This is a genomic window from Lysinibacillus parviboronicapiens (genome assembly GCF_003049575.1).
Lineage (GTDB): Bacteria > Bacillota > Bacilli > Bacillales_A > Planococcaceae > Lysinibacillus > Lysinibacillus parviboronicapiens.
Genome location: NZ_PYWI01000037.1, coordinates 1 through 17020, shown reverse-complemented (window position 1 = coordinate 17020; position 17020 = coordinate 1). Strand labels below are relative to the sequence as shown.

General features: G+C 38.0%; 13 protein-coding genes, 6 tRNA genes and 1 rRNA gene. 1 reads left to right on the top strand and 19 read right to left on the bottom strand.

Features of this window, described 5'->3' with window-relative positions; translation table 11 throughout:
- Positions 1-29: 29 nt before the first annotated feature.
- The 18 genes from C9J35_RS25135 to C9J35_RS20365 all read right to left on the bottom strand — a co-directional run bounded on the left by C9J35_RS25135 (position 30) and on the right by C9J35_RS20365 (position 14854).
- Positions 30-638: a hypothetical protein gene (locus C9J35_RS25135; protein ID WP_438941217.1), complete on the bottom strand. Its 609-nt coding sequence runs from the start codon at positions 636-638 to the stop codon at positions 30-32.
- 34 nt (positions 639-672) lie between these two features.
- Entirely contained in the window at positions 673-1716 is a 1044-nt protein-coding gene (locus tag C9J35_RS25130) for an ATP-binding protein (RefSeq protein ID WP_438941216.1), read from the bottom strand.
- Positions 1691-3847 (bottom strand): TnsB C-terminal domain-containing protein, encoded by a 2157-nt coding sequence (locus C9J35_RS20440; protein ID WP_107926346.1) that lies wholly within the window; start codon positions 3845-3847, stop codon positions 1691-1693. The genes C9J35_RS25130 and C9J35_RS20440 overlap by 26 nt, the downstream gene beginning before the upstream one ends.
- Complete coding sequence (locus C9J35_RS20435) at positions 3844-4683, bottom strand: heteromeric transposase endonuclease subunit TnsA (protein ID WP_054768624.1); 840 nt, start codon at positions 4681-4683, stop codon at positions 3844-3846. The genes C9J35_RS20440 and C9J35_RS20435 overlap by 4 nt, the downstream gene beginning before the upstream one ends.
- 152 nt (positions 4684-4835) lie before the next feature.
- Complete coding sequence (gene glmS, locus C9J35_RS20430) at positions 4836-6638, bottom strand: glutamine--fructose-6-phosphate transaminase (isomerizing) (protein WP_107926344.1); 1803 nt, start codon at positions 6636-6638, stop codon at positions 4836-4838.
- A gap of 751 nt (positions 6639-7389) precedes the next feature.
- Complete coding sequence (locus tag C9J35_RS20425) at positions 7390-7911, bottom strand: type 1 glutamine amidotransferase domain-containing protein (RefSeq protein ID WP_107926342.1); 522 nt, start codon at positions 7909-7911, stop codon at positions 7390-7392.
- Between the two features lie 165 nt (positions 7912-8076).
- Positions 8077-9429 (bottom strand): phosphoglucosamine mutase, encoded by a 1353-nt coding sequence (gene glmM, locus C9J35_RS20420; protein WP_107926340.1) that lies wholly within the window; start codon positions 9427-9429, stop codon positions 8077-8079.
- A gap of 280 nt (positions 9430-9709) precedes the next feature.
- A complete protein-coding gene (locus C9J35_RS20415; RefSeq protein WP_107926338.1) occupies positions 9710-10762 on the bottom strand; it encodes a CdaR family protein in 1053 nt (350 codons plus the stop codon).
- Positions 10755-11591: a diadenylate cyclase CdaA gene (gene cdaA, locus C9J35_RS20410; protein WP_107926336.1), complete on the bottom strand. Its 837-nt coding sequence runs from the start codon at positions 11589-11591 to the stop codon at positions 10755-10757. Before cdaA ends, C9J35_RS20415 begins: the two co-directional genes overlap by 8 nt.
- 149 nt (positions 11592-11740) lie before the next feature.
- On the bottom strand, positions 11741-12364 hold the full coding sequence (locus C9J35_RS20405; RefSeq protein WP_107926334.1) for an anti-sigma factor family protein: 624 nt from the start codon (positions 12362-12364) through the stop codon (positions 11741-11743).
- A gap of 13 nt (positions 12365-12377) precedes the next feature.
- The gene (gene sigW / locus C9J35_RS20400; protein WP_054768623.1) at positions 12378-12941 is read right to left on the bottom strand and encodes an RNA polymerase sigma factor SigW; all 564 of its coding nucleotides are present in this window, start codon (positions 12939-12941) and stop codon (positions 12378-12380) included.
- 131 nt (positions 12942-13072) lie between these two features.
- A complete protein-coding gene (gene rocF / locus C9J35_RS20395; protein WP_054768622.1) occupies positions 13073-13978 on the bottom strand; it encodes an arginase in 906 nt (301 codons plus the stop codon).
- 179 nt (positions 13979-14157) lie between these two features.
- Positions 14158-14230: transfer RNA gene (locus C9J35_RS20390), tRNA-Lys, on the bottom strand.
- A gap of 11 nt (positions 14231-14241) precedes the next feature.
- Positions 14242-14316 (bottom strand) — tRNA-Gln (locus C9J35_RS20385).
- A gap of 17 nt (positions 14317-14333) precedes the next feature.
- Positions 14334-14417 (bottom strand) — tRNA-Tyr (locus C9J35_RS20380).
- Between the two features lie 15 nt (positions 14418-14432).
- A tRNA-Val gene (locus C9J35_RS20375) sits at positions 14433-14508 on the bottom strand.
- 76 nt (positions 14509-14584) lie between these two features.
- Positions 14585-14659: transfer RNA gene (locus C9J35_RS20370), tRNA-Glu, on the bottom strand.
- Positions 14660-14777: 118 nt separating this feature from the next.
- Positions 14778-14854: transfer RNA gene (locus tag C9J35_RS20365), tRNA-Asn, on the bottom strand.
- A 273-nt stretch (positions 14855-15127) separates the two neighbouring features.
- Between C9J35_RS20365 and mbcS the strand changes: the two genes are divergently transcribed.
- Positions 15128-16702 (top strand): acyl-CoA synthetase MbcS, encoded by a 1575-nt coding sequence (gene mbcS, locus C9J35_RS20360; RefSeq protein ID WP_054768621.1) that lies wholly within the window; start codon positions 15128-15130, stop codon positions 16700-16702.
- Between the two features lie 159 nt (positions 16703-16861).
- Here the strand turns inward: mbcS and rrf are convergent.
- Positions 16862-16977, bottom strand: a 5S ribosomal RNA gene (gene rrf / locus C9J35_RS20355).
- Positions 16978-17020 lie beyond the last annotated feature (43 nt).

The following is a 17020-nucleotide window of genomic DNA, read 5'->3' as shown; positions in this document are numbered from 1 at the left end:
CATTAGTTATGAAAAGTATCATAAAAAAATTAATTAATAAACTCCTCTAAAAACGGTTTTATATATCCACTTGCTTTAAATAATTCATACGGATGCTTTTTTCTATCTAACGATTTTGCTCTTAACTTTACTAAAGGCAACAATTCATCTTTATGTGTAAGATTTAATTTCTGTTCTTTTTTCTTTTGATTTAAAGTCATTGCATTCTGTATAGCTTCTAACTTTAAATTGTTATATTCACTTTCAATTGGCTGGTTATCTACAACTTTGGAAACTAACTTTCTTATATCGTTAGGATTTAAGGTATCGAAAATTCCTAATGAAGCTATCTCATAACTTAGATTTTTAGTTATCTCTAGTCGTCTGTACTGAAGAGTATTTTGACGCTCTGTCATAGCTTCCTTGACTTTACCTTCATATTCGGTATTCTTCTTATGATTAATCATAAGATCATCTAGATTAATCATAATATCCTCATACTTATACATTGCCTTTAGGTCATTTGCACGTAACGCATTCATCATTGGTTGGATAATTTTCATATCTTCTCTTGCTGTTTTCTTTATTACTTTCGGTGTAATTCTTTCTTCTCCATTTGCTTCATCAAATAGGGCTCTTTCTTGAGCTAAAATGAACAAGTTAACTGCTACTGAGGTAATTCCTTGGCATTCCTCATAAAATGTTTTTTTCAGCTCTTCTGTTAGTTCTGAATGAATCTTTAAACATTGAAATGCCCATAGAGTTTCTAAGAAGAAATCCCTCACTATCTTCTTCCATACGATCCCAGATAATTGAACCATCACTTGCTGCACGACGAGCTTGTCGGAAGTTTCCTTTAAATAGTTGTTGTGCTTTTGAGGTACCAATTAATACTGTTGGTATACCTACTGTATTTGATAATGTCACAAAGAAATTTAGCATTTCTTCCTGGTCATTTTTTGAATGTAGCAAATGTTGAATTTCATCAATGACAAGAACGCCAATCCCATACATACTCGCTAGTGATGTCATGTGTAATAACATTGTTGAGGTAACACGATTTAAATAGCCAAATTTCTCTAAATAACGTGTACCTAATAAATCATCAATTGCTTTGAAAAAACTTTTACATAAAGTCGATAAACTACCATCATACGGACAGTCTATTTTAAGCCAAACGATCTGTGTACGATTAAAAGGCTGTCCTTCATACAATTCATGCTTAATGGCTTGCGGATACATTAACAACAAACGTTCAATTGCGGTTGTTTTACCGATACCTGAGATGCCAATAATCGATAGACTATCTGCTGTTGAACGAATATGGTTTAAGCGTTCATCAATATATTGATGTGCCTGCTCTTCATCCTCTCGTAGGTGATGCAATATTCGAATCCGTTCAAGGAATAATTTATCTAACGGATTACGGGCTAAATAACCACGACGAATCAAAGTCGATAACCGACGCTCTACTTCAAAATGGATTGGCAACGGCTGAATGAAATTTTTCACACGTTTTAAAACATGATAACGAATATTCGCTGCACTCTTCTTCTCTTGTTCACTAATACGTGGCGTCACCATAAAACGATCCAACACATCATCTTCATCAAAGATTGGCGGTAGGGCTTCAATAAAAGGATTATGAGCATATTCAGTAAGCATCTGAGTCTTATAACTTGCTTCTTCCATATCTCCTTTTAAGACTACATTATTCATCTTTTCCAAATTCCTCATCTCGCTTCCTCTTTAATTTTTCCATAAGACGTGAAGGTGATTTCTTTTGTGGTTGCTCTTCTAGTTTTATTCTTGATGTAAAATCTATGATTTCTGTTGATTGTTCAGCTACATTGGGTGACAAATCAAATTTTTCTTCCTCGCGATTAGCTTGTTTTTCATTCGCTTTATTATCTCGAATCGCAGCTAGTTTTTGTTTTTTACTTGTTGGTTGATGTAAGGCTTGTTTTTTCTTTTGCTCTGCTGCCTTAATAATTTGATCCATCATCGTATCTGTATTAATTGTCAGTTGCACTTGCTTAGAGCGTTCCTCTTCCTCTAATTCATTTCGTAGTTGTTGCTGGAAAACGACTTCTTCTAGAAAATCCATTTTGTATTGCTGACTTGGCTCTAATAAAATGCACGTTTCATAATCTAATCCGTTATCATTCGGAATATAAATTTTGTCTAAATGACGTGGATCATACGCAATATCAATACTTTTGTTTTTCAACTTTGCATACCATTGTTCTTCAATCGCTCGCTTTGAACCATACAGTAAATTTTTAAATTTAATGCCTGCTCTCGAAATAGTTGCTTTACCACGGGGTAGCACATTTAAGCGCAAAATATTTCTATCTACTGTACGAAGACGACCTTTTCGATTGTGGATGCCCCAATTCCAGAGGTTAATAGGCGTTGGTACTAAACTATCTGTAATCATTTCTTTTTCCATTGGATATTTATCGATGATTTTATGGTTGTGATGCAATACCATTGTAATGATTAATGCAGTAAACTCTTTTAAGTTGAACGTAGCATCTAGCCTGTAATCCCTGTCTCCTCGCTCTCGATATTCTTTTTGGATAGCACCTGGCGCTTTTTGTTTCACTTTGCCATTAATCGTACGGAATTTGCGCTCAACAATACCTTTTAAATCTCCTCGATAAGCTGTTGTATTTTCAATTTTGATATTTAGATTATTAATAAGACCAGCTACTGCATAACCTTCAAATTCGCCTCGATCTGCAATAATAATTTCCGGTAGATGATTGGTCGGCCATTGCTCCTTGGTAACCTCAATATCATATTGCTTACAAAATTCAACCTTATCGGCAACCATATTATCTAAAGCCATCATTGCACCTAACCATGATGGGCCTTCTAAACCTACATATATTCCTGTGACGATTCGTGAATATACATCAACTATTGCGTAAACAACAGGTCTTCCAATAATTCGATTTACATCAAAAGAGCTAACTAAATATATATCTGCAATTGTTGCATCAACTTGAAAACGCGTCCCTGGTCCATTCGTTTCTACTTTGGAATTACTTATAATTGGACGGTGCTTTAACTCATATTCCTTAGCACTTTTACGGAATTCTATATCTTTCTTTGGATCTTCAATCTTTTTGAACCAGTAGTAAAATTGATGATAGGATGGAATACGATTTGATTCCCAAATACGATATTGTATCTCTCCGTTTTCTTTGTAGCGATCTGAATAAAAATCTCGCAAAATAAAATGATACACATCTTTTAAAGAATAATTATTAGATTTGCGGTAATATTTATTAATGGCATGATCAAACTGTGTTTTAATCTCATCAGTTATATTAATGCCACTTCGATATTCACCGTTTATAGTTACTCTACGTGGACGACCAACTTTATCATGACTTAGCTTTTTAGTTTTTCCTCGACCGCCTGAGTTTGCATAATCGGGTAACATTGCATTTTTATTCATGCCACGCTGCCAATAACGACTAAGTAATTTTTTGACCTTCGTTGGTGTAACATTCAATTCTTCAGCTATCTCTTTAATTTTTACTTCTCTACCATTCTTCTGAAGCAAACTATTCATATGTTCTAGGCAATACGTTTGAATGATTTCCCAGTCTTTATCTCGCTTTTGAATTTGTACCTTAGTTAAGTCTTCTTCCGCTACACCACGCGCAAAAGGATCAGTTATAATAAGCCATTCTTTTTGTTCTATATCCGTTATTAGCGAAGAATACAGCTCCTTTTTAGGCATCGATGTGTTGGCGTCGATATTAACGATATATACATAAGATTCTTCAATTTCTATAATACGAATACGTGTTGAATCTTTTACAGATTGAAGCACTTGGTTAATATAAATCATCCGTATTTCACCTTCTTCAACTTGCTTTCATCAATTGATTGGATAACAATAGGTTGTTCTACGTTTAACAGCTCTAGCATATCTACCCGAATAATTTTCTGCGAAAGTAAATGATAAAATAGCGTCATACCACTTCCCAAAGGCATATGTGTCTCTTTATCAAATACATTTGTAATTTCTCTAATACATTGGCTTTCGTTTAATATTCTTTGTAACAATGCCATTGCTAAATCTTCAATATGCTGAGAACTTATATTTTGAAAAGCATCATATTGTTGAATATCGTAATAGTCATGAATATAACTAATATTCCGAGCCATTTCTTTAGAAATCTCTAACTCGGTTACAATGCCCCAATCAACTTGTCGACGTTCCCAGTAAACCCGTTCTATTTCAAATTTCTCAATAACTCGCTCCTTTAAAAGCTCGTCTTTCATCTTGAGGGTTCTTGCGATTTCTGCTAAACCTTCACCTTTATCTACTGTTAATAAAAAATCCGTTGTCATCACAACTGGCTCATTTGTTTTTGGGTCTGTAGGATGTTTAAGACCTAATTCATCTGCAATGACAATTGTTTCTTCCAACGGCAATAAAGGAAATTGTTCTCTAATATCAACAACAGAATCCGAATATTCAGTTAAATAAAAGTAATTTCGTTCCAAATCTGATAGAAATTCATGCTGTCTATTTGTTTTAATACCTTTTAAACGTGTAGACCGACCTTTCGAAGACACATCTTGAATGTTTAACCATGGTTTATAATCCACTCCAACTCCAGAGCCACGACCTTCTTTAATCCACTTTTCGGCTTTAGATGTTCTAGTTCGTTTTGACATAAAAACACCCCTTTAGATTAATATTATCCAAAGGGGTAAAACGGTGCAACTTTTTTACAAACGGTATAACTTTATTTTAAACGGTACATCTTTTTTATAAACGGTACGACTTTATTTCAAATCAACACATAGCTTATTTAATCACTACAAGCTTATTCCACAGTCACTGATTTAGCTAAGTTACGAGGTTTATCAACGTCACAACGACGGTGTAAAGCTGCATAATAGCTAATTAGTTGTAAAGGCACTACCGATACAAGCGGTGTTAATAATTCATTTACTTGAGGAATGACTAATCGGTCACCGTCTTCGTCTACCCCAGCCATAGCGATAATACATGGATATGCTCCACGTGCCGCTACCTCTTTGACATTCCCACGAATGTTTAGCGATACCGCTTCTTGCGTTACAAGAGCAAACACTGGCGTGCCTTCTTCAATCAAAGCAATTGTACCATGTTTTAGCTCGCCACCTGCAAAACCTTCCGCTTGGATATAGGAGATTTCTTTTAGTTTCAAAGCACCTTCAAGACTAACACAGAAGTCAATGTTACGGCCGATGAAGAAAGCATTACGTGCAATTTTTAAGTAATCTTCTGCAATATCCTCTAACACATCTTTCGAATCAATAATTGTTTGGATACCGTTTGCTGCAATCGCAAGCTCTTGTTTTAAATCAAATTCTACTCCTTGGCCATTCGCCTTCGCAGTGACATATGCTGCTACAGCAAGTACAGCGACCTGTGCTACGTAAGCTTTTGTTGAAGCGACCGCAATTTCTGGGCCTGCGTGTAGTAGCAAAGTGTGATCTGCTTCACGTGATAATGTTGAACCCGGTACATTGGTAACTGTTAACGTTGGGTAGCCAAGCTCTTTAATCTTCACAAGCACTTGACGGCTGTCTGCTGTTTCACCTGATTGGGTAATGAAGATAAACAATGGTTTCTCAGAAAGTAAAGGCATATTGTAGCCAAATTCACTCGAAATGTGAACTTCGACTGGAATGCCTGCCATTTTTTCGAAATATTGTTTACCAATTAATCCTGCATGATAGCTTGTGCCAGCTGCAATAATATATAAGCGATCCGCGTCTTGTAATGCTTGTAAAATATCTGCATCAATTGTTAAGTCCCCAGTTTCGCTTTCATACGCTTGAATGATTTTACGAATGACAGTTGGTTGTTCATCCATTTCCTTTAGCATGTAGTGAGGATACGTACCTTTTTCAATATCACTCATATCAAGCTCTGCTGTATAGGGTGCACGCTCTACTACTGTGCCATCTAGAGTCGTAATTTGAACACTTTCTTTGTGTACAATCACGACTTCTTTATCGTGTAATTCTACGTACTGATCCGTTACTTGTAGCATTGCCATAGCATCTGATGCCACAACATTGAAGCCCTCGCCCACACCTACAAGAAGTGGTGATTTGTTTTTCGCTACAAAAATTGTGTCAGCCGCTTCTGCATCTAGTAGCGCAAGTGCGTAAGAGCCGTGTAATAGAGATAATGTTTTACGGAATGCTTCAGCAGTTTCCAGCCCATCTTTCACAAATAACTCTACTAATTGCACGATAACCTCTGTATCTGTATCAGATTTCATCGGAATGCCTTTTAAATACGTTTTTTGTAATAGATGATAGTTTTCAATTACGCCGTTATGCACAAGTGTAAAGCGACCTGATGCACTTTGATGAGGGTGTGCATTTAAACGATTTGGTACACCATGTGTTGCCCAACGTGTATGGCCAATACCAATTTTAGCAGCCACATCTTCGTCTACTGCTTCACGCAAGTCTGCGATACGTCCTTTTTCCTTGAAGATTGTAACGCCCTCTTCATTGCGTACAGCAATACCTGCTGAGTCATAACCACGGTATTCTAGTTTCTCTAAGCCTTTTAATAAAATTTCCTTTGCATCTGTTTCACCAATATATCCTACAATTCCACACATAATTCATTATTCCTCCGATATTGTCAATTTAACGCAATGACAAACTAGACCTCAACCTATCGATTTTTTAGTGGACGTAAATGTTATACTTAATTTTCTATAAAATAAGCATACAACTATGTGCACGTTATGGTACTATTTCAGCCAACTGAATAGTGCTCCATTCCGATATGTGAAGTTTTCCTATTTATCTACTGCTCTAACTATACCTTCTCCATTCTCTGTACATTCAATCACTCAAATGCTTTCAAAATGAAAAATGACAATCGGGTATGTCGATCGGGAGGCATCCGCCGAATTTTCGATAAACCTCCACCTCGTCTGCTGAAGTTGCATCCGTCCAATTTCTTCAGCTCAGGCGCTATAATTGTTTTCCGATTTTGCGCTTCCTTCCCTCCTTATACGCTCGTTAAATGATAAGGTCGGACCTCATCTTCAACTTCTCCATAATACTCAATCATATGCTATCAGTCAAATTTTCGTTATAAAAAATTCCTACTCACGTTCTTTTTTCGTGACAAAAATGTAGACAAACCATATGCTATAAAGAAATTATTATATACGCTCATTAAAAATATATCGCTGAAAATCTGTACTTGGTCAATGATTTCCTTTAGATAAGCCACTATGCCCACTTTAGCAATCTAGTAAGAAATAGCATTTCCTAAAGCGGTGCTAGAAATGAACTCTATAACTTTCGTTCTCAGCCACAAGAAAAAGGCACAAGCAAATTGCTTGTACCTCGTTTAACTTAGTTTTCTTTACTGGCAAGTAATTTTACAATTTCTCGATTAAAGGCAGGTAAATCATCTGGTGTGCGGCTTGTTACTAATTGCTTTTGGCAAACAAATACTTCTTCATCGTGGAAGATTGCACCTGCATTTTCTAAATCCACTCGAATGGACTTATAGCCTGTTGCGTCACGGCCATTTAATGTTTTAGCCGTAATAAGTAACTGCGGTCCATGACAAATGGCAAAGGTTGGCTTCATGTCATCCATAAACTCCTTAACAAATGCCACTATGCGATCATCTGCTCGTAATATATCAGGTGAAAAACCACCTGGGATGAACAATGCATCGAATTCAGAGGCTTTTGCCTCATCAATTCCTTTGTCAATTTTCACCTTTTCTCCGTGCTTGCCTTTAACTTCTTTACCGGCTTCCATATCAATCGTTATGAGCTCATGACCTGCCGCTTCTAATGCCGCTTTAGGGCTCGTATATTCACTATCTTCGAACATATCCGTAATTACTGTAGCAATTTTAGCCATATCAATACAACACTCCTTGTTATTGTGACTCCTTACTACTGTTCCCTTTATCCTGTATTTCAAACGTTGTTATTGTTAAATTGGAATTGCATCATGGAGCTGTTCCACCATTTATTAGAAAAAACTCGATTTCCTATTAACGGGAATCGAGCCTCTATGTTTAATTTATTCTGTTAAACCCATTTCAGTGCGTACAACATCTGCAATGCGCTCTACATAACGCTCGCAATCTGCTTCTGTAGCAGCTTCCACCATTACACGAACAAGTGGTTCTGTACCAGAAGGACGTACTAAAATTCGACCGTTGCCAGCCATTTCAGCTTCAACTTCAGCAATAATGGTAGCAACTTTAGCGTTGTCAGTAACAGCATGCTTGTCTGTTACACGCACGTTTACTAAACGTTGTGGGAAAATGGTCATTTCAGATGCAAGCTCAGAAAGCTTTTTACCAGTAGCTTTCATAATATTCACGAGTTGAATGCCTGTTAATAAGCCATCACCAGTTGTATTAAAGTCTAGGAAAACAATATGACCTGATTGTTCGCCACCTAAATTATAATCATTAGCACGCATTTCTTCTACGACATAACGGTCTCCTACAGCTGTTTGTACACTTTGCATGCCATTTTCACCAACCGCTTTATAGAAGCCCATATTACTCATAACCGTTGACACAATTGTTTGCTTTTTAAGGCGACCTACTGCATTTAAATGCTTACCGATGATGAACATAATTTGGTCACCATCTACGATATGACCGTTTTCATCGACTGCAATTAAACGGTCACCGTCACCATCAAAGGCTAATCCAACATCAGCACCCTTTTCAGTGACAAATGCAGCTAAGCCTTCTGGATGTGTTGAACCCACGCCTTCATTTATATTTAAGCCTGTTGGTGAAGCACCCATTGTTGAAATGTCTGCTTCTAAATCTGCAAACAAGTGTGTTGCAAGTGAAGATGTTGCACCATGCGCACAGTCTAATGCCACATGAATACCATCAAATTCTTCATCTACCGTTTGTTTTAAGTATTGGATATATTTTTGTCCGCCTTCGAAGTAGTCACTTACAGAGCCCAAGTCTGCCCCTATTGGACGTGGCAATGTATCCACTTCAGCATCAAGAATTGCTTCGATTTCGGCTTCTTGCGCATCTGTTAGCTTAAAGCCATCAGGACCGAAAAATTTAATGCCATTGTCGGCAACTGGGTTATGTGAAGCTGAAATCATGACGCCTGCATCTGCACTCATAATACGAGTAAGATAAGCGACACCCGGTGTCGAAATAACACCAAGACGCATCACCTCTACACCAATCGATAAAAGACCAGCAACAAGTGCACCTTCAAGCATCTCACCTGAAATACGTGTGTCACGACCAATTAATACCTTTGGACGTTGTGTTGCATCTTTCGTTAAAACATAGCCACCTATGCGACCTAGTTTAAATGCAAATTCCGGTGTTAATTCACTATTCGCGACGCCACGGACGCCATCTGTTCCAAAATATTTACCCATTCTAATTGTTCTCTCCTTCAATGCAAGACGACCTAAATCATGCTTGTCTCTTGTAGACAATTGGACGGCTCGTCTGCTTACTTTTGGAAAAGTCTATTTTCGTTCATTTTAGTAACTATTATTTACACTCTACTCCTACGTAATTGTACCTGAGCTTTCGTGCGTAGAACACTTTGTCGCATTTTGAACAAACCCTAACATTGCCCTAGGGACTCGGCCAACATGGAACTGATTGCTCAAGGTTGTACTGAATCAAGTTAAAATTATAGTCAGTTCTTGTTTAAGAATCAACATCTTCTTCTGTAATCGTTGTCGGTTCGGTCTCCTCTGGAGTCGTCGTAGTTTCCTCTGGAGTCTTCGATGTATCCTCTGGAGTCGTTGTAGTTTGCTCTTCTACCTTCGTAATATCTGCTTTAACTTTTATTTTTTGTTCAGATACTTTTGTCGCTCCTTCGGGTAATTTCACATCAAATTCATATGTTTTTGATTCAGTAATTTTTGACAGATCAACATCTACCAATATTTCAGTTAAGACATCAATAATTGATTTTCTACCATATACTCTTAATGCTGTAGTATCAAGCGTCAATTTATTGATTGTAATACCATCTTGTACTTTACCTGTCTCATTCATCGTAATAGGTAGTTCTTTACTGAATTCTCCGATATCCACATGTACCTTAACACTTTCTGGCTCAATGGTCACGTCCAGTTTATTTAAATCACGGTCTAATACTTTCACTGCAGCTTCTTGAGAGAAAGGTTGCTTCAAGCCTTGCTCACCCGTTACAGTTGCTTTTACATAGCTGATGCTCTCAATGGCACTCTTTGCTCCTGTAACATACACTGTTGCTGGGTTCGCAGTCATGCCCTTCAGTATATAGCCTTCATCAATCAAACGATTATTCATTTCCGGATCAACACGGAATTCCTGCGTCACTTTTTCCTCGATATTCACATCGATTGTTGCTGGGTCTAAAGTAACCTGCAGCTTATCAGATATATTTTCATATTGCAGCTTAACGTTGTGCTCACCCATTAATAAATGGTTTAAGTCCACAAATATAGAGAAATCCTTTACTGCTTTTGTTCGTAAAACGATTTGCATCGGTCCCTTAATTGTGACATTAACCGTTTTTGGTATACCCGTAACAATAAGACTATCATCATCATAAAAAACGTCTACAGGTACATCACGAATCACTTCCATCTGTTCGTTCGTCGTCGTTTTATTCGTTGAAGAAAGCTCTGTGCGAACGGAGAAAAACAGTAGACATGCAAGAAAAAGCGCAATGATTCGTAACACCCAAGGACTATCCATCATTTTATCCATTCTTTTTCCCCCTCCAAGTCAACTTAGAGGCTGTATTCGATTCTTGTACTGATCCGAACCACATTTTACGTAACAGTGTTTCGAATTCCTCTAGAGAAAGGTTGCGATGTAGATTACCGTTTAATGTAATACTAATTGCTCCTGTTTCTTCCGATACGACAATCGTAATGGCGTCTGTTACTTCACTTAAGCCAAGCGCAGCACGGTGTCGTGTTCCAAGTTCTTTTGAAATAAATGGGCTTTCAGAAAGAGGTAAATAACATGCCGCTGCCGTTACCTTATCCTTTTGCATAATAACCGCTCCATCGTGAAGTGGTGTATTCGGTATAAAAATGTTGATAAGTAATTCAGATGAAATTTCAGCATTTAGGCCTATTCCAGTTTCAATATATTCATTCAAGCCTGTTTCTTTTTCAATAGAAATCAATGCCCCAATACGACGTTTAGCCATATAACTTACGGATTTCTTCATCGCTTCAATGAGCCTTGTCTGCTCTTCTTCTTCTTGACTTGTCGAACGTTGGAATAACTTCCCTCGTCCAATTTGTTCAAGTCCACGTCGGATTTCAGGTTGGAAAATGATAATAATCGCCAAGAAACCAAATTCAATCACTTGTTTTAGCATCCAACCCAATGTTTCTAACCCTAAAAAGTCCGTTGCGATGCGCGCAATAATAATTACGAAAATTCCCTTTACTAATTGGACAGCCTTCGTTCCTTTAATGAGGGTTAAAATTTTATAAACAACGTACCAAACGAGCAGTACATCTATGAAGTTAATAACAATGTTCACTGGCGTCAAATCCGTGAATTGTTCGATAATTTGCACGTGGCATCCCCCACTTTTCATTGCGAATCCATACACATTTAAGTATAGCACATTCTTATCAAATGTAACTTTTTTCAAATAAAAAGTCTACTCATAAGAGTAGACTTTTCAGCCTCTCACGTGCACTATCATGTAGGACGTATAGAGTGTTATTTAGTTTCTTTATCTTCAAATGCCATAGCATCTTTGAATGAATTTTTTATAGTATACCAAAGCCATTCAAATGCTTGGTCAATTTCTTCAATTTGGCCTGTAACCACTGCCGAGGATGCCATGTACTGTCCATTAATAACAGTAACATTACCATCTACTTGCCCCTCAACAATTAAATCACCATTTTTTACAACGATATCCCCATTTACAACTTCACCTTTCGGCACGATGACTGTTTGCCCTTCAACAACTAGATTCGGCTGTTTAGTAACAGAAAAATGTTGGTCATCCATGAAACTTCCAAGTAAAGTAGCACTCATAAATAGGCAAAAAACCGCTGCAGCCACAAAGAACGGGTGACGGCGAATCCATTTTTGCATGCCCATACGACTTTTAGGTTTGGGTAAACGAGCCATCACTGCAGCTTCAAAATGCGGAGGTGCTGTAATATGGGAAGCACTCTTCACAAAGGCGATCGTCTCACTCAATTCCTGCATCAGTTGCTTGCAATCACCACACGAATGCAAATGTTGCTTCAACTCTTGCTCATGCTCACGACTAATGTCACCGTCTAAATAATCATGCATATAGTCTATAATATGCTCTGGACAAATATTCATGATGCTCCCCCTCCTACAGATTGTTTAATTGCTTTCGTAATGCTTCACGTCCGCGGTGAATTCTCGTTTTCACCGTTCCAAGAGGCATATCCAAAATATCACTAATTTCCTGTAACGATAATTCTTCAATATATTTCAATACTATAACTGAACGATATTTATCCGGCAAACGTCCAATCTCATATTGAATACGATCTTGTAACTCCATCTGCTCTAGCTGTTCTTCTGGTAACTGGTCATCTGCTGCGATTTGGGAATACATATCAAGCCCTTCAGTACCAGCTACCTCCGCATCTAAGTAATAATCCGGCTTTTTCTTGCGAATACGGTCTATACAGAGGTTGGTAGCTATGCGATAAAGCCACGTCGAAAATTTTCTTTTCTGATCAAATGTATGCAGGTTCATGTAGGCACGTACGAACGCTTCTTGTGCAATGTCCTCTGATTCTTGTTTATTGCCTAACATCCGGTAGCATACTTGGTACAGTTTGTGCTGATAGAGACTCACAATATCGGCAAATGCGTTTTGATCGCCTTTAAGCACTTGTTTTATTCTCTTATTTACTAACGCATCCATTGTGTTAATTTCTCCACCTTTACAACTGTCTTATACTATACGACCCATCGATAAGAAAAGTTTCATTTTAATTAATTATAACAAAAGATTTTTATTCGATGCGACAATAGGCATTTTTTTGACAATTTTAATTATACTAGGGTCTCACCAAATAATGAACCCATTAATGCTACTGCAACATCTGCAGTTTTGTTCTTTTCATCTAATATCGGGTTAACCTCTACAAACTCCGCCGATGTAAGCATACCTGATTCCTGTAACATCTCCATCGCTAAATGACTTTCACGATATGTTATCCCACCAGGTACTGGCGTTCCTACTCCTGGAGTATAAAGCGGATCTAGACCATCTAAATCGAGCGATAAATGTAAACCATCTACCTTACGTTCCTTTAAATAGGAAAGTGCATCCTCCATAACACGAGTCATACCTAATCGGTCTACCTCATGCATTGTATAAACTTTTATACCTTGTTGACGAATCAGTTCACGTTCTCCAGGATCTACTGAACGAGCTCCGATAATAATAACATTCTCAGGTTTAATTTTTGGTGCATAGTTTCGAATTTGTACAAGTCGTTCATGTCCTAGTCCAATACTAACAGCTAGTGGCATCCCATGAATATTACCTGAAGGCGTTGTATCTGGTGTGTTTAAATCTGCATGTGCATCAAACCAAATAACACCTAAGTTTTTATAATGTTCACCAAGTCCTGCCAGTGTGCCGATTGCAATGCTGTGATCACCACCAAATACAAGTGGAAACTTTTTCTGCTCTACGGCTTCATATACTCTATTTGCCAAAGTAGTACTTATATCGACAACTTCTTCTAAATTCAATAATTGTTTATCAACAATTGCATTTTCTTGCTTTTGATTAACGCGGATATCTCCCTGATCCTGTACCTCATGACCGATTGCCTCTAAACGATCAACAATGCCCGCATAGCGAATGGCACTTGGCCCCATATCTACCCCTCTACGTGTTTGTCCATAATCTGTCGGAACTCCAATAATTGAAACACTAAGTTTATTCATTGTTTTATACCCCCTATGTGTTATATAACTATTGTAAATCCTACAATACCTTTGGCTCAACCCAACATATTTATGTATTTTTATACAATTCGAAAGGCAAAAAAAATCTCCTACTGTTTTCAGTAAGAGATTAGTATATGTAGTTAATGTTACACTTTTAAATATTTATTATAGAAAAGTGAGCCATGAAGGACTCGAACCTTCGACCCTCTGATTAAAAGTCAGATGCTCTACCAACTGAGCTAATGGCTCATAAAAGAAAATGGCTGGGGTACCTGGATTCGAACCAGGGCATGACGGAATCAAAATCCGTTGCCTTACCGCTTGGCTATACCCCAAACATTCAAAATAAAACTGGTGGAGGGGGACGGATTCGAACCGCCGAACCCTAAGGAGCGGATTTACAGTCCGCCGCGTTTAGCCACTTCGCTACCCCTCCGAAATAAACACTATATGGTGGAGGATGACGGGCTCGAACCGCCGACCCTCTGCTTGTAAGGCAGATGCTCTCCCAGCTGAGCTAATCCTCCATAAAAACAGGTGTAATTTCTTCACAGTTTATTTATTCTTTTTAAGCCTCGGCATTTTACTACAACGCTAAGGAAATGGTGACCCCTACGGGATTCGAACCCGTGTTACCGCCGTGAAAGGGCGGTGTCTTAACCGCTTGACCAAGGGGCCCTTTTATTAATGTCTCAAACAAGACAAGATTTATATTAACATCTTTTCTTTTATGACGCAACCCTTTTTTAATATTTTATTTTATAAATTTATTTTTTCTTAAAATTGGGCAAAAAAATGGCTCCGAAGGCAGGACTCGAACCTGCGACAACCTGATTAACAGTCAGGTGCTACTACCAACTGAGCTACTTCGGAACAATACTATTCAATTGAGTTGTTTTTAACAACCTCTTAAGCACATTTATTATTATAGCAAGGATTGTAAATTATGCAATAACTTTTTATGAAAATTTTCATATTAGATATATAGTTTTTGTTTTCTACTTCATAAAGACCTGATAGTTCTCTATTAAATCTAATATTTCTATTTTATGTACTAATTATTCTTGCTGTATATTATTTCAATTGTTAAAATATAAATAGTTTAAAGAATTTTCAATTAAATTAGTTTTGGGGAGGACTGTTCATATGCTAACAAATGATTTAATTGCACCAGAACTTTATAACATTACAGAGGAATTAGAAAAATTTTCCCAAGATAGTGACCGCCAAGCAATACGCTGGCTAGATGCACAACAACAACGCCGCGGAATTTCTTATGCTGAACTTATCCAAAAAATGAATCAATACGCAAATGCTTTCACGAAGAAGGGGCTTCAAAAAGGCGATCGCGCATTGGTTATTATTCCACGTCTACCAGAAGCATATTTTGTGTTTCTTGGTTGTTTAAAAGCGGGAATCGTTCCTATTTCGTGTTCAGAGATGTTACGTGCAAGTGATTTAGAATATCGTATGGAACACTCTTCTGCAAGAGCAGTTATTGCCTATGAAGCATTTACTAGTGAGGTAGACCGTATTACTTCAACAGTGGATGCGTTAAATAACAAGTTAGTCATTGGCAATGCTAATGGTAATTGGACTTCTTTAGATGAATTAGCTAGCACACAACCTGTAACATTTACAGCAGTTGCAACAAAACGTGACGATATGGCATTTCTTTCTTATACTTCAGGTACAACAGGGAAGCCAAAAGGCGTAGTTCACTCACACGGGTGGGGATATGCACATATTAGAACAGCAGCTTCTAAATGGCTTTGTGTACGCGAAGGCGACTTAGTATGGGCCACTGCGGCACCAGGCTGGCAAAAGTGGATTTGGAGCCCGTTCTTATCGACAATTATGCTTGGTGCGACCGCCTTCGTCTATCACGGTGGTTTTGATCCAAAAACGTATCTTCAACTCATACAAGATGAAAAGGTTAATGTCCTTTGCTGTACTCCAACTGAATATCGCATAATGGCCAAGATTGATAGTCTGAAAGATTATGACTTATCTGCTTTACGAAGTGCAGTTTCTGCAGGGGAACCATTAAATCGTCCAGTAATTGAAACATTTATGCAAAACTTTGGGCTTAAAGTACGTGATGGCTATGGTCAAACAGAAAACACGCTACTAATTGGCACCCTCGAAAATACCGAGTTACGACCAGGTTCAATGGGTGTTCCAACACCTGGTAATCTTGTGCGTATTGTTGACCAAGAAGGTAATGAGGCGCCCGTAGGGGAAGTTGGAGATATTGCTGTGCATAAATCTTCTCCCGCGTTATTTAAAGAATATTATCGTGAGCCTGAACGTACACATGCAGCCTTTCGTGGTGATTGGTATATTACAGGTGACCAAGCAAAATGCGATGAGGACGGTTACTTTTGGTTTGAAGGTCGTGGTGATGATATTATTATATCTTCAGGTTATACAATTGGTCCATTTGAAGTAGAAGATGCTTTAAATAAACATGAGGCTGTCCAGGAATGTGCTGTTGTTGCAGCACCAGATGAAATTAGAGGGCATATTGTCAAAGCCTTTGTAATCTTACGTGAAGGGTTCCGAAACCGCGACGAGGATGAGTTAACGAAAGAGCTACAAGAGCATGTTAAAACGTTAACAGCGCCTTATAAATACCCTCGTAGTATTGTCTTTTTAGACGAACTTCCAAAAACAACGTCCGGCAAAATTCGACGTGTTGAACTACGAGCAACTGTTTAAAATAATTAAGGAGACATCTCAACAAAATCCAAGTTGAGATGTCTCCTTTTTAAAGGTTATGGCTAAAATTCAACCTTATTGTAATAGAAAAGTCCTAATATAAAAATTCCCCAAAAATAAAAAAAGCCACTACTGAGTGTATCAGCAGCGACTTTTTGCGCCTAGCGATGTCCTACTCTCACAGGGGGAAGCCCCCAACTACCATCGGCGCTAAAGAGCTTAACTTCCGTGTTCGGTATGGGAACGGGTGTGACCTCTTTGCCATCATCACTAGACTATTGTCGGCTTCCAATATACGTCGTCTTTCTTTGTCAGCTT